The 21,588-nt window shown below is 71.1% G+C and carries 23 protein-coding genes and 3 pseudogenes; 16 read left to right on the top strand and 10 right to left on the bottom strand.

Translation table 11 applies throughout. The features are described 5' to 3' along the window. Window positions 1-39: 39 nt before the first annotated feature. Both VM95_RS11740 and VM95_RS11735 read left to right on the top strand, forming a co-directional pair. Window positions 40-657, top strand: a complete 618-nt coding sequence (locus VM95_RS11740) for a hypothetical protein (RefSeq protein WP_045695099.1) — start codon at window positions 40-42, stop codon at window positions 655-657. 195 nt (window positions 658-852) lie between these two features. Continuing rightward, window positions 853-1,404 carry a hypothetical protein gene (locus tag VM95_RS11735; protein ID WP_045695096.1) on the top strand — a complete coding sequence of 184 codons (552 nt, stop codon included), beginning with the start codon at window positions 853-855 and terminating at the stop codon, window positions 1,402-1,404. A 147-nt stretch (window positions 1,405-1,551) separates the two neighbouring features. Here VM95_RS11735 and VM95_RS45135 read toward each other — a convergent pair whose 3' ends face one another. Further along, window positions 1,552-1,680: a hypothetical protein gene (locus VM95_RS45135; protein WP_279616824.1), complete on the bottom strand. Its 129-nt coding sequence runs from the start codon at window positions 1,678-1,680 to the stop codon at window positions 1,552-1,554. On the opposite strand from VM95_RS45135, the pseudogene VM95_RS45445 reads away from it, so the two are divergent. After that, window positions 1,619-1,903: pseudogene (locus VM95_RS45445) on the top strand (ATP-binding protein); the annotation flags it as partial. The gene VM95_RS45135 and the pseudogene VM95_RS45445 overlap by 62 nt on opposite strands. A gap of 82 nt (window positions 1,904-1,985) precedes the next feature. On the opposite strand, the gene VM95_RS11725 reads toward VM95_RS45445, so the two are convergent. Further along, window positions 1,986-2,486: an HIT family protein gene (locus VM95_RS11725; RefSeq protein WP_045695093.1), complete on the bottom strand. Its 501-nt coding sequence runs from the start codon at window positions 2,484-2,486 to the stop codon at window positions 1,986-1,988. A 685-nt stretch (window positions 2,487-3,171) separates the two neighbouring features. On the opposite strand from VM95_RS11725, the gene VM95_RS38745 reads away from it, so the two are divergent. Continuing rightward, window positions 3,172-3,711: a hypothetical protein gene (locus VM95_RS38745; protein WP_157882063.1), complete on the top strand. Its 540-nt coding sequence runs from the start codon at window positions 3,172-3,174 to the stop codon at window positions 3,709-3,711. A gap of 295 nt (window positions 3,712-4,006) precedes the next feature. Here VM95_RS38745 and VM95_RS11715 read toward each other — a convergent pair whose 3' ends face one another. Next, complete coding sequence (locus VM95_RS11715; protein WP_157882062.1) at window positions 4,007-4,339, bottom strand: hypothetical protein; 333 nt, start codon at window positions 4,337-4,339, stop codon at window positions 4,007-4,009. A 195-nt stretch (window positions 4,340-4,534) separates the two neighbouring features. Between VM95_RS11715 and VM95_RS11710 the strand changes: the two genes are divergently transcribed. From VM95_RS11710 to VM95_RS11700, 3 genes are all read left to right on the top strand, one after another. After that, on the top strand, window positions 4,535-4,912 hold the full coding sequence (locus VM95_RS11710) for a hypothetical protein (protein WP_045695087.1): 378 nt from the start codon (window positions 4,535-4,537) through the stop codon (window positions 4,910-4,912). 92 nt (window positions 4,913-5,004) lie between these two features. Next, window positions 5,005-6,603, top strand: coding sequence for a relaxase/mobilization nuclease domain-containing protein (locus tag VM95_RS11705; RefSeq protein ID WP_157882061.1), 1,599 nt, complete (start codon window positions 5,005-5,007; stop codon window positions 6,601-6,603). 14 nt (window positions 6,604-6,617) lie between these two features. Next, the gene (locus VM95_RS11700) at window positions 6,618-7,757 is read left to right on the top strand and encodes a hypothetical protein (protein ID WP_052707304.1); all 1,140 of its coding nucleotides are present in this window, start codon (window positions 6,618-6,620) and stop codon (window positions 7,755-7,757) included. A 129-nt stretch (window positions 7,758-7,886) separates the two neighbouring features. Here the strand turns inward: VM95_RS11700 and VM95_RS11695 are convergent, their stop codons facing one another. Further along, window positions 7,887-8,738, bottom strand: coding sequence for a hypothetical protein (locus tag VM95_RS11695; protein WP_157882060.1), 852 nt, complete (start codon window positions 8,736-8,738; stop codon window positions 7,887-7,889). Between the two features lie 384 nt (window positions 8,739-9,122). Beyond that, window positions 9,123-10,532, bottom strand: a complete 1,410-nt coding sequence (locus tag VM95_RS11690) for a DUF7507 domain-containing protein (protein ID WP_244178728.1) — start codon at window positions 10,530-10,532, stop codon at window positions 9,123-9,125. Between the two features lie 643 nt (window positions 10,533-11,175). Here VM95_RS11690 and VM95_RS11685 point away from each other — a divergent pair. Continuing rightward, entirely contained in the window at window positions 11,176-11,673 is a 498-nt protein-coding gene (locus VM95_RS11685; RefSeq protein ID WP_045695082.1) for a hypothetical protein, read from the top strand. 758 nt (window positions 11,674-12,431) lie between these two features. Continuing rightward, entirely contained in the window at window positions 12,432-13,019 is a 588-nt protein-coding gene (locus tag VM95_RS11675) for a 3'-5' exonuclease (RefSeq protein WP_045695078.1), read from the top strand. 16 nt (window positions 13,020-13,035) lie between these two features. On the opposite strand, the pseudogene VM95_RS40175 reads toward VM95_RS11675, so the two are convergent. Further along, window positions 13,036-13,225 (bottom strand): annotated as a pseudogene (locus VM95_RS40175) (IS5/IS1182 family transposase); the annotation flags it as partial. Window positions 13,226-13,864: 639 nt separating this feature from the next. On the opposite strand from VM95_RS40175, the gene VM95_RS11670 reads away from it, so the two are divergent. After that, the gene (locus VM95_RS11670) at window positions 13,865-14,593 is read left to right on the top strand and encodes an HAD family hydrolase (protein WP_052707303.1); all 729 of its coding nucleotides are present in this window, start codon (window positions 13,865-13,867) and stop codon (window positions 14,591-14,593) included. Window positions 14,594-14,717: 124 nt separating this feature from the next. Here the strand turns inward: VM95_RS11670 and VM95_RS45600 are convergent. Together VM95_RS45600 and VM95_RS11665 are read right to left on the bottom strand one after the other, a co-directional pair. Beyond that, window positions 14,718-14,858: pseudogene (locus VM95_RS45600) on the bottom strand (IS5 family transposase); the annotation flags it as partial. Window positions 14,859-14,960: 102 nt separating this feature from the next. Then, a complete protein-coding gene (locus VM95_RS11665) occupies window positions 14,961-16,019 on the bottom strand; it encodes a threonine/serine dehydratase (protein WP_045695077.1) in 1,059 nt (352 codons plus the stop codon). A 603-nt stretch (window positions 16,020-16,622) separates the two neighbouring features. Between VM95_RS11665 and VM95_RS11660 the strand changes: the two genes are divergently transcribed. Genes VM95_RS11660 through VM95_RS11650 form a run of 3 tightly spaced genes read left to right on the top strand, consistent with a single transcriptional unit; the run spans window position 16,623 to window position 17,988 of the window. Then, window positions 16,623-17,300: a TetR/AcrR family transcriptional regulator C-terminal domain-containing protein gene (locus VM95_RS11660; RefSeq protein ID WP_045695074.1), complete on the top strand. Its 678-nt coding sequence runs from the start codon at window positions 16,623-16,625 to the stop codon at window positions 17,298-17,300. Between the two features lie 5 nt (window positions 17,301-17,305). After that, complete coding sequence (locus VM95_RS11655) at window positions 17,306-17,557, top strand: hypothetical protein (RefSeq protein WP_045695072.1); 252 nt, start codon at window positions 17,306-17,308, stop codon at window positions 17,555-17,557. Continuing rightward, on the top strand, window positions 17,554-17,988 hold the full coding sequence (locus tag VM95_RS11650) for an NUDIX hydrolase (protein ID WP_045695070.1): 435 nt from the start codon (window positions 17,554-17,556) through the stop codon (window positions 17,986-17,988). Before VM95_RS11655 ends, VM95_RS11650 begins: the two co-directional genes overlap by 4 nt. Window positions 17,989-18,163: 175 nt before the next feature. Here the strand turns inward: VM95_RS11650 and VM95_RS11645 are convergent, their stop codons facing one another. Beyond that, the gene (locus VM95_RS11645) at window positions 18,164-18,865 is read right to left on the bottom strand and encodes a class I SAM-dependent methyltransferase (protein WP_045695067.1); all 702 of its coding nucleotides are present in this window, start codon (window positions 18,863-18,865) and stop codon (window positions 18,164-18,166) included. A 273-nt stretch (window positions 18,866-19,138) separates the two neighbouring features. On the opposite strand from VM95_RS11645, the gene VM95_RS42415 reads away from it, so the two are divergent. Beyond that, window positions 19,139-19,525 (top strand): hypothetical protein, encoded by a 387-nt coding sequence (locus VM95_RS42415; protein WP_157882058.1) that lies wholly within the window; start codon window positions 19,139-19,141, stop codon window positions 19,523-19,525. Between the two features lie 45 nt (window positions 19,526-19,570). On the opposite strand, the gene VM95_RS11635 is transcribed toward VM95_RS42415, so the two are convergent. Further along, window positions 19,571-19,888: an SDR family oxidoreductase gene (locus tag VM95_RS11635; protein WP_045695062.1), complete on the bottom strand. Its 318-nt coding sequence runs from the start codon at window positions 19,886-19,888 to the stop codon at window positions 19,571-19,573. On the opposite strand from VM95_RS11635, the gene VM95_RS11630 reads away from it, so the two are divergent. Together VM95_RS11630 and VM95_RS38740 are read left to right on the top strand one after the other, a co-directional pair. Then, window positions 19,866-20,201 carry a hypothetical protein gene (locus VM95_RS11630; RefSeq protein WP_157882057.1) on the top strand — a complete coding sequence of 112 codons (336 nt, stop codon included), beginning with the start codon at window positions 19,866-19,868 and terminating at the stop codon, window positions 20,199-20,201. The two genes, VM95_RS11635 and VM95_RS11630, sit on opposite strands and share 23 nt — an antisense overlap. Before the next feature lie 624 nt (window positions 20,202-20,825). Beyond that, window positions 20,826-21,467, top strand: a complete 642-nt coding sequence (locus VM95_RS38740; RefSeq protein ID WP_157882056.1) for a hypothetical protein — start codon at window positions 20,826-20,828, stop codon at window positions 21,465-21,467. Window positions 21,468-21,588: the final 121 nt, after the last annotated feature.

Raw genomic sequence — 21,588 nt, 5'->3', positions numbered from 1 at the left:
ACGTCTTGAGCGACTCACCACTCTCACCGGAGCAACCCCGTGACGTTCACCCCGCCCGCACCGCCCGCCTTCTCCGAGTCCACGCCCGCGCAGAAGGCCGCCAAGATCATCACGGACGCCCTGGCCCCGGCCAACCTCGTGATCGCGCTGCTCCTGCTCGTCGGCTGGCACAGCACCCGCTCCTGGGCCGGACTCGGCTGGGGACTCCTCGCCGCCCTGTTCTGCGGTGTCGTCCCCATCGGCATCGTCCTGCTCGGGGTGAAGCGCGGCGAGCTCACCGACAAACACATACGGGTCCGGCGACAGCGGGTCGTCCCGATGACCCTCAGCCTGATATCCGTGGCCGCCGGCATCACCCTGCTGCACGTCCTGAACGCACCGGCCGACGTCTCCGCCCTCGTGGTCGCGATGCTCGTCGGACTCGTCTCCTCCCTCCTCGTCACCATCGGCTGGCAGATATCCATCCACAACTCGGTCGCCGGCGGCACCGTCATGATCCTCCTGCTCGCCTTCGGCCCCCGGATGCTCCCCGCCGCCCTCGCCGCCGCCGCGATCGGCTGGTCCCGCATCATCCTCAAGGCCCACACGAACGCCCAGATCCTCGCCGGCACGGCACTCGGCGGCACCGCCGCCCTGACCTTCGCACTGCTCCGATGACGACCTCGGACTCGGCCGGCCGCCCCTGGGCGTAACCCGCGGCCCCGCACGGACCCACCCGTCGATCCGGTGGCATACGTACGACTAGTGCGGCAGACGGTGTGTCGGATCGTCAACAGGGCCCAGCCGCCCGTCGAATGAGCGCGGCGGCCGAGTCCCCGGCCACCGTCCCACCCACCGCTCCGGAGGTACCCCATGCGCATCGCGCGCAGGATCGTCGGACCCCTGCTCGCCGCCGGCCTCGCCCTCACCGGGTCGGTCGCCGTCGCACCCGCCGCCCCGGCCACACCGCTCCTCTCCCGCCCGCTGCCGATCCCGGCGGTGCAGTACTGCGCCGCCGTCCTCGGCCACGCGCCCGGCGCGGACGGCCGGTCCCCGATGCTCGGGCGCGCGTGTTCGGCGGACTCCCCCGAGGACGCCCTCGCCCAGGCGGACGGCGTGGACCGGTCGGCCGAGCAGCGGATGGACCGCACCCTGCTGCTCGAGGAGTTCAAGGACGTCGACTACGGCGGCGGCGTCATCTACGCCTTCTACGGCGACGCGGGTGGCTGCGACACCACCGGCTACCACCTCGTGAACTACTTCGGCGTGGCGCTCAGCGTCTCGTCGATGAAGGGCTACAACAACTGCAACGCCGTCCACCTGTGGTCCACCCTCGACGCGGAGAAGACGATGGACCTACCGGCCCCCGCCCTCGGCGGCAACTTCAACGACGCGGTCCGGGAGCTCCAGGTCTTCCACCGCTGAGCCTCCGCCCCGGCGGCCCCGCTCACTCCGCCGGGACCGCCGCCGCGCGTCAGCAGCGCCGGCCGGGCGCGATCAGGCGTCAGTCCGGTCCCGTCCGCCGTCCGACCCCGGCGGGTCGGTTCGGGCCCGCCGGGACCGGACGGCGGCTCAGGCGGGGCGGCTGCCGGGGACCTTCCACCAGAGGCGCCAGGCGCCGGTGGAAATGATCAGTACGTTGATCACGACCTCAGCCCGGCTCTCGCCGAAGCCCAGGGTCCGGAGGCCCAGCATCTGCACGGCGACGGCCTTCGCGGTGGCGAAGATGGGCTACCTCGACTTCCTCGACTTCCTCCTCGCCGAGGAACTGGCCGTTCGCGACGACCGCCGCTTTCGCCAGGGCTTGAGACTGTCGAAGCTGCCGCACCACAAGACACTGGACGACTACGACTTCTCGGTCCAGCCCGAGCTCGACCCGCGCAAGGCCAAGGACCTGGCCGCGCTGTCGGTCGTCGAAGCCAAGGTCGCAGGCTGTGGCGCTTCGACCGGATGGCACCCGGTCGTCGGGGAGGAGCGACCTCACGGCCGCCCCTCCCCTGCGTGTCTCATCCCGCGTTTTCCGGACCGGTAGCCGGAGCCGACAGCACATCGAGCTCGTGGCCGATCGCTTCGCGCAAGGCGTCGTGCTCCGGCCCGAGCGCACTTGCGGGATCGCGCCAGTTCTCCGCGGGATACAGCCACACCGGGTAACGGACGAGATCCGCACTCTCCCACTCGAACCGAGGCCACACATGCGCGTGCAGAAAACCGTCGGTATTGCCGAGGATCTCCAGGTTCACCCGCCGGAACTCCCGGTCCATACGCCGGCAGGCCCGCTCCACCGCCTCTCCCAGCCGATCCATGTCCGCCAGGAACGCCATCCGCTTGCTCCGCGGGAGATCGGACAGACGCTCCACATCGGGCTCGTCCACCAACAAAACCGAATACCCTGGCAGGAACTGCACGTCGCCAATCACCGCGAAGCTGGCGTCAAGCCGCCGGAGCACAGTGGGATTCGTGCCTTTCAGGGCACTGCCGATCCTGTCGTCCCGCCAATCATCAACCATGACAGCGCACCCTACACGCGCGTGATCAAGCAGGACTCAGCCGATCGCCCCCGATGACGGTCGCTCGCCACTCCCCAGACTCCCCGCTCCGTTCAAGCCGGACGAAGTGAGGCGAACAGCAGCACTAGCCAAAATCAACCAGCCTCATCAGTTCGATCTTGCCGTGGCGAGCGATGACCGAGGACCCGCGCGGCGGCTCGCGTCGGCCCGGCAAACCGCCTGCTGATCAGCCATCAGTCGACCCGCCAGGCCGGCACGTCTGAACCTCAATCGCGGACCGAGTCGTAAGACGGTCGGTGGTGCACTCAACTCCGTACCCGCTGGAGCACTCAGATCAGTACGCGGACACCCGCCGGTAGTCGGTGCTACGACTCCCAGGTAGGGCGCAGCGCCGGGCTGCTGCGGCGGCACCCAGGTGTCGCCAAGGTGACCGTTCCGGAGGTCGCCAACATCGCCGCCATCTGCCTTGTGGGCGCTGCCTGCCGGGCGCGACGCCCCGGGGCCAACGACTGACCCGCCCGGTTCCCCGCGATAACGATCAAGGCCCCACACCCGCACCAGCAGCCGAAGCCGCCAGGGTCCGCCCGGCGGATCACGGAGGTCTCCAGGGTTATAGTCGTCGGCGCCATATCGACGTGATCACCGAAAGGAGCTGCTCGACGTGTGGTCGGCCCCGTGGACCGTGGTGGCCGACTCCGACCGAAAGCTCTGGGACTGCGCGCCTCTGGAGCGCGTCGGCCCACTGCGGTTCGGCATGAGCGTGGAGGAGGCGACCGGCGCGATGCTGGCATGCGGCTTCACGTCCGACCCGGCTTCCGAGCTCGGCAAGTCGGGCCCGTTCAAGCAGTTGCGTACGAGGTTCCGTGCGGTGGACGCCCCCTTCCATCGCACGGACGTGGTGGCCTACTACGTGGGCCCGATGGGACTGACCTGCATTGCGGTCGACGCCCTGACCGGTCCCCAGGTCACGTTGGAGGGGATGCGACTGGTCGGCCGGCCTCCCTCCGAGCTTTCGGATGAGCTCGCCGCCTACCTGGAGAGCACCAACAGGAGGGTCGAGATCACACCGGGTGGCGACATCGGCTCGCAGGAGCTGGGCATCATGCCGTGCGCTCAGCGAGCCGGTGACAGGCTGCTGACGCGGCTGGTCCTCGGCAGGCCCAACGACTGGGCCAACACCATGAGCGACTGCATTCCGGCCGACGAAATGCTCGGACGCTACTGATCTCGTCCAGCGGGGGCACGAAGGCCGCCGCTCAAGGCTGGAACCAGAGGCGGATCGGTGCCACGGAGGCGGTTCCGGCGAAGACGCAGGCGCGCTTGGCGTATCGCGTGACCGATCCCATTGTCAGACGGCCACAAGATCCGCCGGACGGACCCTCATCCGATCGCAGAGCACCGCCGCTCCGGCGCCGGCCCGGCGCGACGCCTGCGGGTTGGAGCCGAACCCGATGCGCCCTCCGGCCGGGGATTGATGTCACAAATGACACTAACTCGCTGGCTGGCCCGCCCAATGACCGTCAATCGGCCGGGCTGTGCACCGCCGCCGCCGCGGCTTCCGTGTCACCGGACGACGGAACCGGGATCGCGTTGTTGGCGGCCGAGGCGTGCTTCCGGGGCCTTCCCTTGGGACGGCGGGTGGGCGCTTCCGCACCCAGTCTTGAGAGCTCCTCGGCGCTCCAGCCTGCGGCCTCGGCGGCGGCGTAGGCCCGCCCGTACGGTGCTTCGGTCTCGGCCAGCAGGTCCTTCAGGCGGCGGCGCTCCGTCATGATGGCGGCGAGCGGGACGATGGCCTTCTCACGGTCGTCCTGGATCTCGCGCATCCGTCGCAGGAACTCGTCTTCTCTCGTCATGGCCGGGATCGTACGGGCACGATCGTCCCTGATCGTGGATCGACTCCGGAGGGTCACCCGTGTCAGCGATTTTCGGTTCGCACACCGGCGTAGCGGCGGGCGGACGACGCGTCGGCGCAGCAGAGTGACGCGGCGGGAGGGCCCGCGATCGCTGTCCTTCCGCGCAGCGGTTCCGTGAGGTCGAGGAGGGTCGAGGTGGGTGCTGGTCAGGGGGCGCGGCGGCGGGAGCGGCAGATGGAGTCGCCGCGGTCGTACCGGGTGAATCTGGCGTACAACGAGGCCGAGCTGACCATCGTGCGGGAGGCCGCGAAGCGCGAGGGCATGGCGGTGTCGGCTTGGGCCGCTCGCAAGGCGTTGGCGGTCGCGAAGGACCAGCTGGTGCCGGTGTCGGCGGATGCCCGCGAGGTGCTCGAGGAGCTGATCCGGTCGCGCGGGGAGCTGGTCCGCCTCGGTGAGTCGGCCGGGGTGGGCGGGGGCGGTGCCGGTTCGGTGGCGCGGTTCGTCGAGGAGGCCGTGCGGCGGGTCGATCGCGCCACGTTGCAGCTGATGCGGGAGCGGGCGGCGCGCTGGTGATTCCCAAGCGGGCGAGGGGCGGGAGCGACACGTCGGGGCTGCTGCATTACCTGTACGGCCCGGGCAAGCGGGACGAGCACGAGGATCCCCGGATGGTCGCGGCCTGGGCGCCGTGGGTGCCCGATCCGGCGCGGTCGGCGGAGGTGGCGATCGGGGACTTGGCGTTGCTGCTCGACGCGCCGGTTCGGGCGTTGCGGGGCAGTGTGCCGTCCGAGCACGTCTACCACGTGGCGGTGCGGGTCGCGCCTGATGATCCGGTGTTGTCGGACGAGCAGTGGGCCGAGGTCGCGCGGGGGATGATGGCCGCGGCGGGCATCGCCCCGCACGGTGATCCGTGGGGTTGCCGGTGGGTGGCGGTTCGTCATGCGTGGGACCACATCCACATCGTGGCGACGAAGGCGCGCCAGGACGGGATCCAGCCCAATCTGTGGCAGGACATCGTGCGCATGCAGCAGCTCGCCCGGCGGTTCGAGGCGAGGTGGGGTCTGCGCCGGTTGACGTCCGGGGACCGGACCGCCAAGCGGTGGCCCACGACCGGCGAGACGCGCAAGGCCGTACGTCGACGGCTTACGGAGAGCGTGCGCGAGCAGCTCGAGCGGACGGTTCGCGTGGCGGCGGCCGGCGCGGCGGACGAGGAGGACTTCTTCGCCCGGCTCCGCTCCTCCGGGGTGCGGGTCGCCCGCCGTGCCGCCCCGGGCGGCGGCTCCCCCGCGGGCTATGCGGTGGCGCTGCCGGGCGACCGCGATCGGGGGCATCGCGCGGTGTGGTTCGGGGGTTCGAGTCTGGCCTACGATCTGTCGCTCCCGCGGGTTCGCGAGCGCTGGCAGCGCCTGCCGGCCCCGACACCGGAGGTGTCGCCGTCCGCGCTCTGGCCGATGCTCGAACGCGGCGTTCTCGCGGCCTCCGAGCACCTCGGCGGGGCGGGAGCGCCCCGGGGGGCGGGTGACGTGGCGGCGCTCGGCGATCTCCTCGTCCTGGCACCTGGTGCTGCGCCGCCCGTTGTCCGAGCTCGTCTGCGCGAGTGCGCGACCGCGTTCGAGCGGGCCGCCCGGGCACCGGGCAAGCGCGACCTCGACGGGCAGGCGCGGGCGCTGTTCCGTTCGTCGGCGCGGGTCCTCTCCTCGGCGGCTGCGGCGTCGGGTCGCAACGACACGGCCGCGTTCCTCGGCTTCCTCCTTGCCCTCGTCACGGCCGTCGCGGCGGCGCAGCGTTGGCACGAGGAGCAGGGGTTCGGGTTGCAGGCCGAGGCTGCGGGGCGGGCGGGGCGGGTGTTGCGCGAGGCGGTGGAGGTGGGCACCGGAGCGGCGGCGGGTGACGTCGCCCGGCCGCGTGCGCGGCGGGGGACGGAGTCGGACGGAGCGTTTCTGCTGACGAGGGCTCTTCCTGCCCACGCGTCGACGGTGCTGATGGATCCCGCCTGGCCGGACCTGTGCCTGCGTCTTGCCGCCCTGGAGCGGCTGGGCATCGACGCCGGGTCGGTCCTGGCGGCCGTGGCGGCTCGACGCGAGCTCCACTCGGCGGGCTCGATCGCCCAGGTGCTGGTCTGGCGGCTGGACGGCTGGCTCGCCGCTCACGACCGTGCGTCCGATCCCCCTCCGGCTGCTCCGGGCGGCGCCAGAACGCCTTCCTCGCCGGCAGCAGCCGCCGCACACGTTCGCAGTGATCGGGACGGACCCAACCGGGTCCGCTGAGACGGGAGAGCACGATGACGATGCCCTATCCGGGCGAGCCCTTCGCCGAGGCGGTCGGCGAGGCGGTGCAGACCTCCGCCATGGCCGTCCGCCTGGTCCTGGCCGTGGCGGACGCGGTGCGGCGCGCGGCCCAACGCAGGGCGGGTGGTGAGCAGCCGTTGCCGCCGCCCGGCCAGGCCGTCCCGGAAGCGGCCGGCGATCTCAAGGCCCTGGTCTCCCCCGACGTGGCGTGGGCCTTGATGTCCGGCGCGGACTGGCCGGCCATGGCGCAGCAGTTGGTCGCGCTGCGCCGTGCCGGTGTCGACCTGGAGCAGTTCCTTCCGCGGGTGGGCGAGATCGCCGTTCTGGTGCGGGACTCGGTGGCGGCTGACGCGGCGCGGACCGCCGCGGAGGGAACGGAGGAGTGGGCGGGGCTGTTGCGCTCGACGATGCCGGCGGGTCCGGTTCGCGAGGCGATCCTGTCCTCCCCCGCGTGGCCCGGGCTGGCGGCCACGATGAACGCGCTGCGGGAACGCGGCGTCGACGTCCGGCAGCTCCTGGCGGCCGCGCACGCCGAGGGCGTCGGCGTCGACCAGGCGATCAGCCGGGTGCTCGACGCGGGCCGGCGTACGTCGGCCGGGCCGAGCCGGGATGCGGTCCGCTCGTACGGCCCGCTGACGGTCGGTCTGGACCTGCCGCCGGACCTCGACCTCGGCGACCGTCGACGGGCGCTGGCGCAGCTGGGTGTCAGCGAGGCCGAGAACGCGCGCTACGTTCGATGCGTACATCTGGCGTTGGCGGGGCGGGAACGGGAGGCCGCGCTGCTGGTGAACGCCCGCCAGTGGCCGCTGTTGGCGGCCCGGATGGCCCGGCTGGAGGACGACGGCCGATCCGTGCCCGCTCACCTGGCCCGGCTGCTGCGCGACCGCTCGTGGGAGGCCGGCCCCGTCTCCGCCCTCGTCCCGCGCCTGGTCCACGCCACCGCCGAGGCGCTGCACCGGCCGACGCACGACGGCCTCGCGTCCGCTCCGGTGGTGACCGCCTCGGCCAAGGCCTCGTCGGCGACCACGGGCGGACCTCCGTCGCGGGCACGAGGCAACGCACCCTCCCACCGCCCCAAGGGCACGCCCTACCGCGCCCCTGTCCCCCACCCCGCTTCGAGGCGTTCGAGGTAGTCACGACCCGGGGCGCGGCCAGCGCGAGGCGTCGGCGCGGAGGACGGGCAGAGGGCAGCGTCGCCCGCGGACGAGTCGCGCACGCTGCCCCCTGGAACTGTCCTGCCCCCCGCTGTCTGACCTTCAGGGTCAGGGGGTGGTACACAGCACGTCGACGAGGAGCTTGCGCCGGTCGAAGCCGTCGTTCTTGGCCCACGCCGTCCAGCCCGTCGCTGTCGGGGCCGAGGTGGTCAGCAGGACATCGGTGCCGCCGTCCGCGCTGCCGCTGAGCGGCACCTGCCCGGCGGGGCACTCCGCAGTGGCGTTTCCCACCTCCCCGGGTGCCAGGTCGGCGGTGGTGCCGAACTTCCACACGGGCTGCGTGTCGGAGCAGACGGCGGCGGACCTCTGGAAGGACGCAGGCGCGTCCGGGCTGTAGTTGGTGTACTTCATGTACACCGCCCACCCTCCGCCATTGAGGGAGCCCGAGGAGGTGACGAAGGTCCTGTCGCCGCCCTCGAAGCCGCCACCGACGACGTAGCGGTTGGTACCGCACTTCGCCTCGGTGAACCCGGTCTCCCCGGGTTCGAGCTGCGTCTCCTTGCTGGCTTCGTAGGTGAGGGTGCTGTCGGTCGAGCAGATCACCTTGGGGTGGACGGTCTGCACGTCGGGGCTGGCGTTGTACGCCAGCAGCACCCAGCGGTTGCCCGCCGGGTCCGGGAGGGACTTGCGGAAGTAGACGGCGCTGCGCAGGTCGCTGTCGACCGACGCTCCGCCTCCGGTGGGTTTCGTCCCCTGCGGGCAGTACGCGGCCACCGTCCGCTCCTGGCCCGAGTACAGGACGGCGGGGTGGCCCGGCTGCTGGCCGACGCCGCGGGTCGCCGGCGCCGGCCCGCCGTCGGCCCGCGCGTCGGGGGCGGTGAGCGCGCACGGCACGGACAGGGGAAGGGCTGCGGCAAGGAACGTACTGATCGTCCGTGCGGTGCTGCGGGTGCGTGGCACTACGGCCTCCTCGTGGCCTGGTCCTCGGTCGGGAGGAGAGCGTTCCCCGTCCCGCGCCCGGACGCCTGCGGGCGGACGCGGATCGCCCGGACGGAGCGACGATGCGAAAAGCCGTCCTGGCCGACTCGGCGAGCCTGGTGACGACATTCCTGCGCTGATGACGTCCATCGGGATTCGGCACACCTCCCCCTTGTGACGGAGCGCGCTATCTGTCAGTGGCCCTCTGTTTGGAGAGCCGGTACGGGCCGGTGGCCGGCCAACGTCGTCGGCCGGCCACCGGAGGGGGTGTCGACCGTGACCGGCCGGTACCCGTGGATGGTCAGTGGCTGATCTTCAGTCAGCCGGCCTTGGTCCAGCCGTCGAGGCCGGAGGCGCGGGCGGAGGTCACGGTGCCGTGCAACCGGACGGCGGCGGGCAGGGGTTGCAGGTGGGCGCCGGCTTGACGCAGACGGTGACGGAGTCGGTGTTGTTCTCCGGGTGGGGGTCCTTCTCGTTGCCGTGGGCGGTGGCGGTGTTGGTGACGGGACCGGTGGTGGTGGCCTTGGCCCGGAGGGTGAGGGTGGCGGTGGCGCCGACGGCCAGCGTCCCGACGGTCCACTGCCCGGTGCCGGGGTTGTAGGTGCCGGCGGCGGCGGTGGCGGAGATGAAGACGAGGCCGGCGGGGAGGGCGTCGGTGACGGTGACGCCGGTGGCCGTGTTGGGGCCGGCGTTGCGGACGGTGACGCGGTAGGTGACGGTCTGGCCGACCGTGACGGTGGTGGTGTCCGCGGACTTGGTGACACTCAGGTCAGCGGCCGGGAGGACCTGGGTGTCGGCCTCGTTGGACGTGGCGGTCAGCGGCTGCGGGGTGGGGCCGAGGCGGTTCTCGTAGGTGGCGGTGGCGGTGTTGGCGACCTGTCCGCCGGCGCTGGCCTCGTCGATGGTGACCCGGTACTCCACCGTCGTCCCGTTCGGCAGGGTGTCGGTGTTGGGCAGGCTGCCGCCCTGGGCGCTGGTGGCGCCGTTGCCGAGGTTGAACACCACCCGCTTGCCCGCCGGGTCGAAGGAGGCCTGGTCGTCGCCCGCCGGGTCGGTCTTCGCGCCGGCGTTGGGGCCGTTGGTGATGCGCAGCGAGCCGGGCAGGTAGGTGGTGCCGGCCGGGATGGTATCGGTCAGGACGAGGGCCTCGGCGTTGCCGCCGCCCTCGTTGCGGGCGGTGATCCGGTAGGTGATCGCGTCGCCCACCTGCAGCGGCCCCTGGGGGATGGCTTCCTTGGTGAGGGTGACGGAGGGGGCGGTGCCGAAGAAGATGCCGTCGAGGAAGTTCCCGATCCCCTGGTTGCCGCCGGCGGCGGAGACGGAGCGGAAGGCGAAGCGGGTGGTGGTCTGCCCGGCGGGCACGGTGTAGGTGCCGGTGTAGAAGCCCCAGGCGGTGTTGCCGTCGGTGAACTGGCGCTGCTCGATCACCGCGCCGGGGGCGCCGATGTCCAGGGCCATGGTGTCCTGCCCGAGCCGCCCGCGGTGGTACAGCCGCCAGTACAGGACGGCGCCGGGGGTTGTGGCCAGGTCCTGGTAGAGCGTGGAGACGAAGTTGGCGTTGAGCTCCGCGAACTGGGTGCCGACGGCGGCGGGGACGCCGTTGAAGCCGTCGTGCCAGATCTCGATCTGGTGGTCGGGGGCGGTGGTCAGCCAGCCGGGGACGTGGTTGGGCTGCGGCTGGGAGGCGTCGGGGAAGAACCCGACACCGGTGGTGACGGTGGGCTGCTCGAAGCTGCCGTTCACCAGGGTGATGCGGGACGGGACGGGAGTGCTCACGGTGGTTCCCCTTTGGTGCTGTGCTTGCTGGCGATCGCCGGCAGGCCGGACCGGGCGAGCTTGGGCCCCGGTGACGGGCGGCCGGTGCACGGGAACGGCGGTCCCGGTCCGGTCAACCGGGGAACGGAGCCGCGCCTCGATGCGGTGGTGAGGGGATGAGTGAGGGACGGAGCCCACAGAGTCCACGGCCGGTCCGGAACAGGGTCGGGGCCGCAGGAGGGGCATCCGACCTCAGCGTGCGCTTTGGTTCCCGTACACACCAGAGCGTGAGTTCCGGCTTCCGGAGTGCACCAGGTCGCGATCCGCCCAACACACGCCCGGTCGCTGCGCGGCCCGCGCAAGGACAGCGGCATAGGACGGGGGCATGCCTCCGCACGCCCCAGCGTCCTGGCTCGCGCATCGGTGACAGGTGTCGTGCTCAAGCGACAGCTAGTGCCGCATCAGGCAACGTTCGCCCCCAGCCCTTGGGGGCTTGCCCCACCCACCCGTCGCAGGTATTACCGGTAGCCGGTAGCGGGCAGCCGGTGGCATGCTTGCCACTCGCATGTGATCAACCGGGGTATCCGTGTCTGCAGAACCATCAGGGTCCAACCTGCCCTCGGCGGCACCGAGTCCTGGCACTCCGACAGAGAGACCGCCTCCGATGGACGATGCCGACCGCATTCCCGAGGACCTGACCGAACTCGAAAGGCTGCTCATGCGCAGCTGCTCCCCCTTCCGGTGGGTGGAAGCGGCCGAGCGGCTCGTCCTGCAGGTGGACAACCTGCGGGACTGGCTCATCAAGAACCACTTTCTTCGTATGCACATGAGCGAGTCCGGCCCGTATGCCGCCACGGACTTTGCCGAGGCCTTCGACGCCGCGTGCGAGATCCTGCGTGGCGGCAGTAGTGCCCTGGAGGCCTCTGGTCTGCGCAGGTCAAGCTTCTCCGTTCTCGGTGTCGCTGCCAACCTCTGTGGCCGTGTGCAGAACTCGCTCCGCTACTCCGTCCACGAGATCGACGACCACGATGCCCAGGCGGTGGCGTTGGCGGTCCTTTATGCCATGGGCTATATGGACGCTACCGTGGACGTGAACGGCAATGAGGTGGACGGCTGGGGGCCGAACTCGTTGGCCTACGAGGAGCGGTTGTCCCAGCCCTGAGCAGCCGCGCGGCTCCCACGACGGTTCGGTCCCGCCTGCCCGTCGTCGGCGGCCCAGCCTGAAGGGTCGCCTCCCCGACGCCCGCGCCCGGCCCGGCCCGGCCCGGCCCGGCCCGGAATCGAGGACACATACGTCGTTTCGGGAGCTTATGCCGCATCAGGCAACGTTCGCCCTGGTGACGACTTCGCGGAGGCGTTCGTCGGCGGCGTGCTTGTGCCGCCAGATGATGTGCGGCGGGTCATGCTGCCCTGTTCCTTGTGGCTGGCACCAGGTAGCCGGGGCGGAGCGGATCGCTCCGCCCCGTGGGACCTGGTGACCGCCGACACCGCCTTGGCCCGCACCACGCTGCCGTCCGCCTTGACCACGGCGCCGGCCCGCACGTACGGGGCGTTGATCCCCTGGTCGGTCCGGGGTGCGTCGGCGGGGACTTCGATGCGGAGGGACCTGATGCTGTTGTTCCAGCGCACTTCCGCGTACCAGCTGCTGCTGGTGTCCACCTGCGCGCTCAGGTTGGCCCGGGCACCACCGTCGGGAACCACCAGCTCGTTGCTGCCGGCTGACGATCTTCTTCACGCGCTCCGAATGTCGAGTCCGTGCTGCCGTGGTGGTGGCTGCCTCCGCCGGTTCGGGTTCTCGCGGCCGACGGTCCACATGTGGGCGGTGTCTGGGTCGCTGGAAGAGGTTGCTGTTGGCGGTGGCGGTGTGGGCATGCAGAAATTGGGGTGCCGGAACCGGGGGCACATCCCTACCCTCGGCCCATGCGCCACGAATCCTCCCTGCTGAACGTCATTGATGTGGAAGCCACCTGCTGGGACGGACAGCCGCCGCCCGGCTCTGTGAACGAGATCATCGAGATTGGTCTCACCGTCGTGGACGTGTTGGCTCGGCGCCGCGTGTCCCGGCATCGTGTCTTGGTCCGCCCTGTCCGGTCGGCGGTGAGCGACTTCTGCACTGAACTGACCGGACTGACGCAAGCCGAGGTGGAACGGGGCGTCACCTTCGCCGAGGCCTGCCGGATCCTCGTCGAGGAGTACGAGGCCGGGGAGCGCCCCTGGACGAGCTGGGGCGAGTACGACCGTCGGCAATTCGCTCGGCAGAGTCAGGCTGCCGGGGTGGCCTATCCGTTCGGCTATCCAACGGAGCGCACCCACACCAACGCCAAGGCCGTGTTCACCGCGGCCTACGGGCTGCGCAAGAAACCCGGTATGGACCACGCTCTACAGATCGCCGGACTGCCGCTCGAGGGACGCCATCACCGCGGCGAGGACGACGCGTGGAACATCGCCGCACTCGTCCTCGATCTGTTGGACCGCAGGGCATGGCCAGTCACGGCCACAGTCGTCTAGGGACTGCGAGTTCAGATCATGTGGGTTGGAGACTGCGGAGCCATATGACGGCACCGCGAAGGTGGAGTCCGGCCAGGCAGCTGGTCGGGGTCTTGTCTGTAGCGGGTGGCCAGGCCGCGCCACTCCTTGATCTTGTTGATGCAGCGCTCGACGGTGTTGCGTTCCTTGTAGAGCGCGGGGTCGTGGGTGACGTGGCGGCCGCCACGTCACCCCGGCCCCCACGTGCACGTCGAGTCGACCGTGGGAGGTGCAGTGAGCGCCGGACCGGCGAATCGAGATTCCTCCGAACGGGGCAGAATTCATAGTTCAGCGCACGGTGCAGTGAGAACTCGCCAGCTGCCGTGCGAGAGGACGGGGAAGCTCACGTCCCCCCTCGTTCGGACTGCAGCTGGTGACAACTACCGCGCTGAAGTGACAGGCACCGCCTTTCGGCACAGATTGTCCCGTCTCAGCTAACTTTGACGTTGCCTCACCATCGGGCTCGATCGTCCCGGTGTGGCGTCCCGCGCTTTCCATGGACGCGCTCGCTCCCCACTATCAGCTCCTCCTCGCCACGCTCACCGAACAGGCATCCGGCGGGAAGCCAGTGATGTCCTGTCAGGAGATCGCTGCCGTACTCGGACCGGAGCCGGTTCCGGCACGTGCGGAAGGAGTTCGGTCGAAGATGAAGCGGCTGGCCGACCGGGGCCGGGCCGACGAGCCCACCCCGGGACGGTTCAACGCTCGCCACCGGGCCAGCCGGCGGCTCATGAGCATCGTCATCGACCCACAGCACCATCTGCTCATGCACGGCGGGGCAGCGAATCGGTCTCGTCCTCGCGGGATCGCCAACGAAAGAGCAACTGATGCAACCGATTGTCCTCTTCGACCTGGACGGCCTTTTGATCGACTCCGAGCCGATCTGGGACGCGGCAAAGCGTGAAGTGTTCGGTCCGCTCGGCCTGCACCTCACAACGGAGATGCAGGCGGCGACGCGCGGGCTGCGGCAAAGGGACATGGTGGCCTACTGGTTCGATCGGGCCACCATCCAAGCCGACCCCGACGACGTCGAGCAGCAGATCGTGGCCGCCGTGTGTCGCAGGTTGGCGGGAGTGGCGCTGAAACCCGGCGCCGAACACGCCGTCGCGGCGTGCGCGCGTGCATCGAGGGCGATGGCCGTCGTGTCGTCTTCGCCGGAGTCGGTGATTCGGGCTGCGCTCGCGAGTACCGGCCTTGACCGATCTTTCGATGCCGTGTTTTCGGCCGAAGACGACGAACACGGCAAACCCCACCCGGGCGCCTATCTCCGCGCAGCCGCCGCCCTCGGCGGGTCACCCGACGAATGCATCGTGATCGAGGACTCGCTCAACGGCGTCCTCGCCGGCGTGTCAGCCCGGATGACGGTCGTCGCCGTTCCCGAGGCCGCTGATCGCTGCGATCCTCGCTTTGCCATTGCCACTCTGGTACTGGAGTCCCTCAAGGATCTCGATACCTCTGCATTCGGCGCTTATGTCTCCAGGGGGAGCCGGGACGCCACGTGGGCATCGCGTGCTGCGGATCCTCAACCGTTCCGCGCACCGGATCGTGCTGTATGACGCCCTCGATCGTGGGTTCGGGCCTTCACGGGTGAAGGCCCGAACCCACCTCGGGACGGTTCACGCGCGCCACCGGGCCAGCCGGCGGCTCATGAGTATCGTCATCGACCACAGCACCATCTGCTCATGCACGGCGGGGCAGCGTCTCGTAGCCGCGCACCAAGCGCCGCGAGCGCATCAGCCGGCTCAGCGTGCGTTCCACCCCCCAACGTCTGGGCAGCACCACGAACCCAGAGGCGTCGTCGCTGCGCCTGACGATCTCCAGAGCGAGCCCCAGTTGCTGCGAGGTAGTCGGCGACGGCTGCCGGGATGACGAAAGGGGCAGCCGGGCGGGTGTCCGCTCGGCTGCCCGCTTCGGGTCACTGTGTCAGTGCGCGGCGGGCCGGTGCGCCAGGTCGGCCGGATCGGTGTTCGCCCCGCACAGCACCACGCAGACCTTCTCCCCGCTGCCGGGCCGGTAAGTGCGGCTCGGGCCAGTGGGCCGGGTCGGCAGGTCGCGGTCGGCGACGGGCTGGTCCGGGCCGGTGAGCGCGGCCAGCGCGGTCGCGGCGCCGTGCTCGACCGCGATGCGGCGGTGGTCCCAGAGCGCCTGGCGGGCGCGGACGATCTCGCCGTCCGCCACCAGCACGGACTGCACGCCGTCCTGCTGGGCTGCGCGCAGGGCCATGGCGGAGGTGCGGCGGGCGCCGAGCGAGTCGGCGGCGATCGAGTCCACCGTGACGTCGACCGGGCGGCCGGCCTCGATCGCGGCGTTGAGCGCGCGGCAGTTCTCCGGCTCCACCGCCACGGTGCGGATGCCGTGGTGCTGCGCGGCGGTGGCGACGCCGGCGAACAGGCCGCCGCCGCCGACCGCGACCACCACGGTGTCCAGGCCAGGGAGCTGGGCGTGGATCTCCTCCAGCAGGGTGCCGGCCCCCGCGGCGATCAGCGGGTGGTCGTAGGCGTGCGAGGCGAGCGCCCCGGTGGCGGCGGCGAACTCCTCGCACGCGGCCAGCGCTTCGGCGTATTCCGAGCCGACCAGCCGTACCTCGGCGCCGTAGCCGCGGAGCTTGGCCACCTTCACCTGCGGGGCGGTCTGCGGCAGGTAGACGGTGGCGCGCACGCCCTGCTGCTGGGCGGCCCAGGCACACGCCAGCCCGGCGTTACCGCCCGAGGCGATGGTCACCCCGGCGTCCGGCAGGCTGCCCGCGTCGCGGTGGGCCTGGATGAAGTTCTGCGCGCCGCGGGCTTTGAACGAGCCGGTGTGCTGCATGAACTCCAGGGCCACCCACACCTCGCACGGTGCGACCTGACGGTCGTCGTCCAGGGGGTCGCGGTGGGCGGTGCGGATCGCACCCGGATCGAGCTGGGCCAGGGCGACGGGGCGGACGCGCCCCGAGATGCGGTCGGTGGCGGCCTTGATGTCGCCGTACGTGAGCTGGTGCACGTCGTTGCTCCTGCGATGAGAGGGTCACGACCAGGCGATGAGCCGGCCGGTGGTGGTCAGGCCGAGGAAGAACGCGAAGGCGATCCGGCGGCCGGTGGGGTTCGGCGCTTCCGGGTGGAAATTCGCCGGGTTGAACGGCATCCCGCCTCGGCCCCGTAGCCGTACCCCTGGCGGTGCTGCTCGTCGGCCGGCTCCCAGCGGTGGCGCCATACGGTGGTCGCCCCGCCTGCCTCCGGCACCGGCACCCAGGCGTTGAACGCCAGCTGGGCGAGCACCTCCTGGTCCCGGACGCATCCCGGCCCGCTGCCAGGCCGCCCGGGCGGCCTCCGCGTCGCGCCCGTGGGTACCCGGGTCGGGTCGTGGTCGGCGGTCGGCAGCCGGTCCAGCGCGGCCATCGCCGCCTGGCAGGTTTCCGGTCGAGGAGGTCGGGGACGCGGACGGCCGCGAGGGTGCCGGCCGCGAGGTTGGCCAGGTGCCGGTCGGTGAGGGCTGCGGCGTCCACCGCGGTGAACAGCGGGTCGAGGGCCGTGGTGCGGGGCATGTCGCCTCCGTGAGGAGTCGGGGACCTACCGTGGCGGTACGCTGTACCGTACGCTGACTCGCATGCCGAGGCAATCCACTTCCCTGGACCGCGCGACTCCCGAACGGATCGCCGAGCAAGCCCTGTTGATCGTGGATCAGGACGGGCACGCTGCGCTCAGCTTCCGTACGCTGGCCGCCGCGCTGGACATCTCAGTGGCTTCGCTCCAGCGCCGCTGCACCGATCTGGCCGGACTGCTCGACCTGGTCACCGACCACCTCGCCGCCCGGCTCCCGGACATCGAGCCCGGAACCGACTGGGCCGGCGCGACCGAGCGGCGGTTCACCGCGCTGTACGAGGTGCTGACGGCCCATCCGGGCCTGGTCGCCCTGCGCGGCGGCCGGCCCTGGCTCGGCCCGCAGCTGCTGAGGCGCCTCGTGGAGCCCCAACTCGCCGATTCGATCGCGGCCGGCATGAGCCCCGAGGAGGCGATCGTCACCTACCGGCGGCTCTACCTGCTGACCCTGGGCAGCGCCAGCTTCGTCGACCACCGCGACCCCAAGGCCGCCCAGGTCACCACCCGCCAGGCCCTGGCCGCCCTCGACCCGGACGAGTTCCCGGCGCTGACCGGCCACCTGGCGCAGGTCCTGCCCGCCGTGGTCGACCACGAGGTCTACTACGGCGCCCTCCGCCAGCTGATCAGCGCCGCCGACCCAGCGCGGGCGGTCGCCGGTCCTGGACAGGCGGCCGAGGGGATGTAGGCGGAGTGGACAGTGCCCTCGCCCCCTACCGCGGCCGGATCGGGTGGCCGGGGCTGATCCACGGCCGCCCCACCATCGTCCACCGCCGGTACAAGCCGCGAGACCTCCCCGTCGCCGAGAACGCCCACGCCCACGCCCACACTCACACCCACACGACCAAGCTCCCCGTCTGGCATCGTGAGCAGGATCTCGAACTGGCCGAGCAGTACGTGCGCGCGGCCATCAAGATCAGCGACCATCACAAGGAGCTGCAATGACCGTCACCTCCCCCGAGTTCGTGGCCGGCCTGGTGGCCGACGCCGAAGCCGCCGGAATCACCGGCTTCGTCGCCGCTGCCGTGATCAACCACGACGGCCGCACCCTGCTCGTCCGTCGCAACCCCGACGACTACCTGGGCGGGATGTGGGAGATCCCCTCCGGTACGGTCGAGCCCGGGGAGACGATCCTGGACGCCCTCTACCGGGAGACCACCGAGGAGACCGGCCTGACCGTCGACCAGGTGACCGGCTACGTCGGCCACTTCGACTACCGGAACAGCCGCGGCGGCACCACGCGCCAGTTCAACTTCGCCGTCACCGTGGAGAAGACCGAACCCGTCGTCCTCACCGAGCACGACGCCCACCAGTGGGCCCTCCCCGGCGAGCTGCCCGAGGTGAGCGACGCCGTACGCGGCCTGCTGACCTGCTGACGCCGAAGATCGAAGGCCCTCTGGCCCGTCCGGGCCCGTGGCCGGCCGTTCCAAGGTCTTGGCCAGCGCGTAGAACAGGTCCTTCAATCCGGTGTGCTTGTGGGTGAGCTTGTTGCGCCGCAGGCCCGCCTCCTCGGCGAGGCTTGCTCGACGGCTTGTCGCGCCAGGCGGTGACTCACGCGACGTTGGCGGCTGCCCGCAGTTCCGGATCTCCGGCCGGCTGCCCCGGCTTTCGGGCCATGAGGTATGCCTGCTGGCCTTGCCGGGGCTTCTCGCTCTCGCTGGGCTCGCAGATCAACCGGGCATCCACCACCAGCCCGGTCTGGCTCAGCAGCTCGGAGATGCGGTCGGGAGACACCCAGTAGACGTCGAGGGAGAGCTCGTGCCCGTATGCGTTCTCCAGGCGTCGGTGCTTGTCACCCGCCTTGAAGGCCATGAGTAGATGGCCGCCCGGGGCCAGCACGCGGTGGAACTCTGCGAACACCACCGGCAAGTGCTCCGGAGGGGTGTGGACGGTTGAGTACCAGGCGATGATGCCGCCGAGAGTGCCGTCCGCCAGATCCAGGTCGGTCATCGACCCTTCGTCGAATTGCAGGTCCGGGTGCGTGCGACGGGAAACCGCAACGGTCTCCGGCGACAGGTCTATGCCGAACGCGGTCACCCCGAGGGAGTGCAGGTGTGCCGTCACGTGGCCGGGCCCGCAGCCGAGATCAGCGACAGGCCCGGCGTCGACGGCCCGCGTGAGTTCAGCGAACGTGCTGATCATCGCGCGGCCGTACAGGTCGCCCTCGAACGCAGGTGGCACAAGTTTGGCGTAGTCGACGGCAACGGTGTCGTAGGCCACCCGGGTGGCGTGCAGGTAGGTCGGCTGGGTCATGGCTGAGGACAATAGTGTCTGCCTGCTGTTGGCGAGGGGTCGCTGAGTGCGCGTTGGGGCTGTTCGAGCCTACGTCTCCCCGGACGGCAGCTACCTGATGGCCGCCACCGACGGGCGCGGTCTATGGAGGATCGCCGGCTGACCGCCGGCGTCTCTCACCCGGCCCCGCCGGCCACCCGTGGCCGGCGGGGCCTTCGCGCGTCCTCGGAACCGGACGGGCGCCGCCACCGTCCCATCGGCAGACCGTCCGCCGGACCCGGGAGTACCCTCGCCATGCACCGACCCAGAGCCGTGGGGATCGCCGTCCTCGTCCTCGCCACGCTCGGAGCCGTCTCGGCCTGCGACTCGGACAAGGGCGGCGCCGACCAGCCCTCCGGCCCGCCCGCCGTCACGACACCGCCTGTAACGGCCACTCCGACCGCGCCGGGCACCGCCACGACGGCCGCTTCGCCGACCCTCCCCGCCGCCACCCCGTCTCCGGCCACCCCCGCGTCGCCCCGGACCGCCCCGGCCGGTAGGCCCCCGGCCGCGACCCGCACGCCCGCTCCCCCGCCCGCGGCCGCCACCCCTTCACCGGAACCGACACCACCCCGCGACGTCGAGAACCCGGTCGACCAGATCCACGGCGGCCCCACTGCCCCCACCCGCCCCGCGCACTGATCGAGGGCGGCCGGCCCGCCGTGGGGGTGGGCCGGCCGCCCTCGGTCAGTGCCGCACCGGCGGCTGGAGGGCCATCGGGTGGTCACCGGCGGCGGGCAGCACCGGGCCGGTCACCGCCCTCGCGGTGCCACCGGTCACCGCGAGGCCGCCCAGGACGGCGTACATCGCCTCGTCGAAGGCCTGGCCGTTCGCGGGGGCCTTGCCGACCGCGAAGATCGCCACCGCCCGGCCGTTCACGGCCGCCAGGTAACGGGTGAGGGACTCGAGGGCGGCCTCGCTGGTGCCGATCGCGGCGTAGTGGGGGACGACGAGGGTACTGCTGAGGGAGGAGACGTTGACGATGGCGCTGCCCCGGCGCAGCACCGCCGCGACTTGCCAGTTGGAGGTCGGCTACGTGTCCTCCGCCAACGGCGGCAGCAGTTGGAGCACCCCGCAGACGGTCGCCGGGCCGATGTCGCTCGCCCAGATCGCCTCGACCCCGCGGACCATCTCCAAGCCGGACCAGCCGAGCGGTCAGATGGCCTTCACCGAGAGCGGGGAGCTGACGGTGCCCGCGGGGGTGACGTCGGTGACCGTGTACCTCTGGGGACACGGCGGGCCCGGCGGAGGCTCCACCGGGGAGGCCGGGTCGGCTGGTGAACCGGGCGGTCCTGGCTACGCACTGATCACCTGGTGACCGGGCGTTCCGTCCCCGGTGTCGAGGATCGGATTCCGCGCCGGGTCGGGGCCGTTTCGCCGGTGAGCCAGCGGCGATGAGGACGTTCTCGTGCATGGTCACGCGTTCGTCGGGCGCTGAGCCGGCGGTCCCGCGGTCCGGGACGGGCCGGTCGGACGCGGCAACGAAGGCGTGACAGGCGGTGACCAGGTCCAGGAACCCGCCCGGGCCTGCCCCAGTCCAGCCTGCCCCGGTCCCGCCAGGCCCGGGCCTGGTTGGCCCGACTGCGGGCGGGTTCGTCCGACACCGCCCGCAACGCCACCGCCGGGACTACCGGCCCCAGTGATCATCGCCAACCCCCGCAACGGAACACCCCCGCGGACGCGGGGGTGTTCCGGTTCCTTGGATGCCAGGATGCCTGCTTTCTTTGTCCTCCCCGCCGACGCGGGGGTGTTCCGTCGAGGCGCCGGTTCCGGGCGTTACTCTCCGAGTCCTCCCCGCGACGCGGGGGTGTTCCGGGGGTGCGCAGCACCTCGGTGTCGGTCGGCGTGGCTCTGGGCACGAGTTGCGGTTCTGGTCCAACTTCTGTGGAACCGTGACGCTCAGTACCGACGGGTGTCGGTAGGACGGTCGATAATGCCGGTCATGGCAGATCGCAGTCCGGTTCTCCGGATCATCACCTCGGCAGCGCGGGAGTCCCTGAAGCCGCTCGGCCTGGCCCAGCGTGGGCGGTCGCGGCTGTGGATTGATGATCACGGGTGGTGGCTGGGGGTTGTGGAGTTCACCCCACCACGGACTGCTGGCAGCGGTCTGCACGTCGGTGCGATGTGGCTGTGGCACGACGTGGACCTCCTGGCCTTCCACGTGGACGCAGTCCGAGTCAGCCCCGAGCCGTTCCGCGCCGAGGACCAGTTCACGCCGCTGGCACTCGAACTCAGCCGACAGGCGGCTGCGAACGTGTCCGCGCTGAGGGAGAAGTTCCAAGCTCTGCCGGACGTCGCCCGATACCTGACGTCCAGGCCGGTGCGGCGGGGATTCCTCTGGGACTGCTTCGATGCCGGGATCGCGGCCGCCCTGGTCGGGGATTGGGACACGGCCCGCGATCAATTCGAGCGAGTCCTTCGAGAGGACCCGCTGGCTCCGTGGATGGTCGAAGCCCAGGAAAAGGCACGTGAGCTTCACGCGCTCGCGCCAGATCGCGAGGCCGTGACTGCCTGGGTCGCCCGGGCCGTCGACTCGTGCCGGAACAAGCTGGGCCTGGATCCTGTGCCTCTCGCGATCAGCTGAATGGTCCCGTTCGCTGAGCAACAGAGCTACGGTCAGGCCAGCAGGACTCGCTTCCGCAGCAGGTCGAAGCCAGCCCGGCCGTACATCTGGCGCTTGATCATTTTAAAAGTTACGTGGAATC

The sequence above is a fragment of the Streptomyces rubellomurinus genome (assembly GCF_000961885.1).
In the GTDB taxonomy this organism is placed as follows: domain Bacteria; phylum Actinomycetota; class Actinomycetes; order Streptomycetales; family Streptomycetaceae; genus Kitasatospora; species Kitasatospora rubellomurina.
Note: the sequence above shows the minus strand (reverse complement) of the source record. Positions and strands in the feature narration are given on the sequence as shown.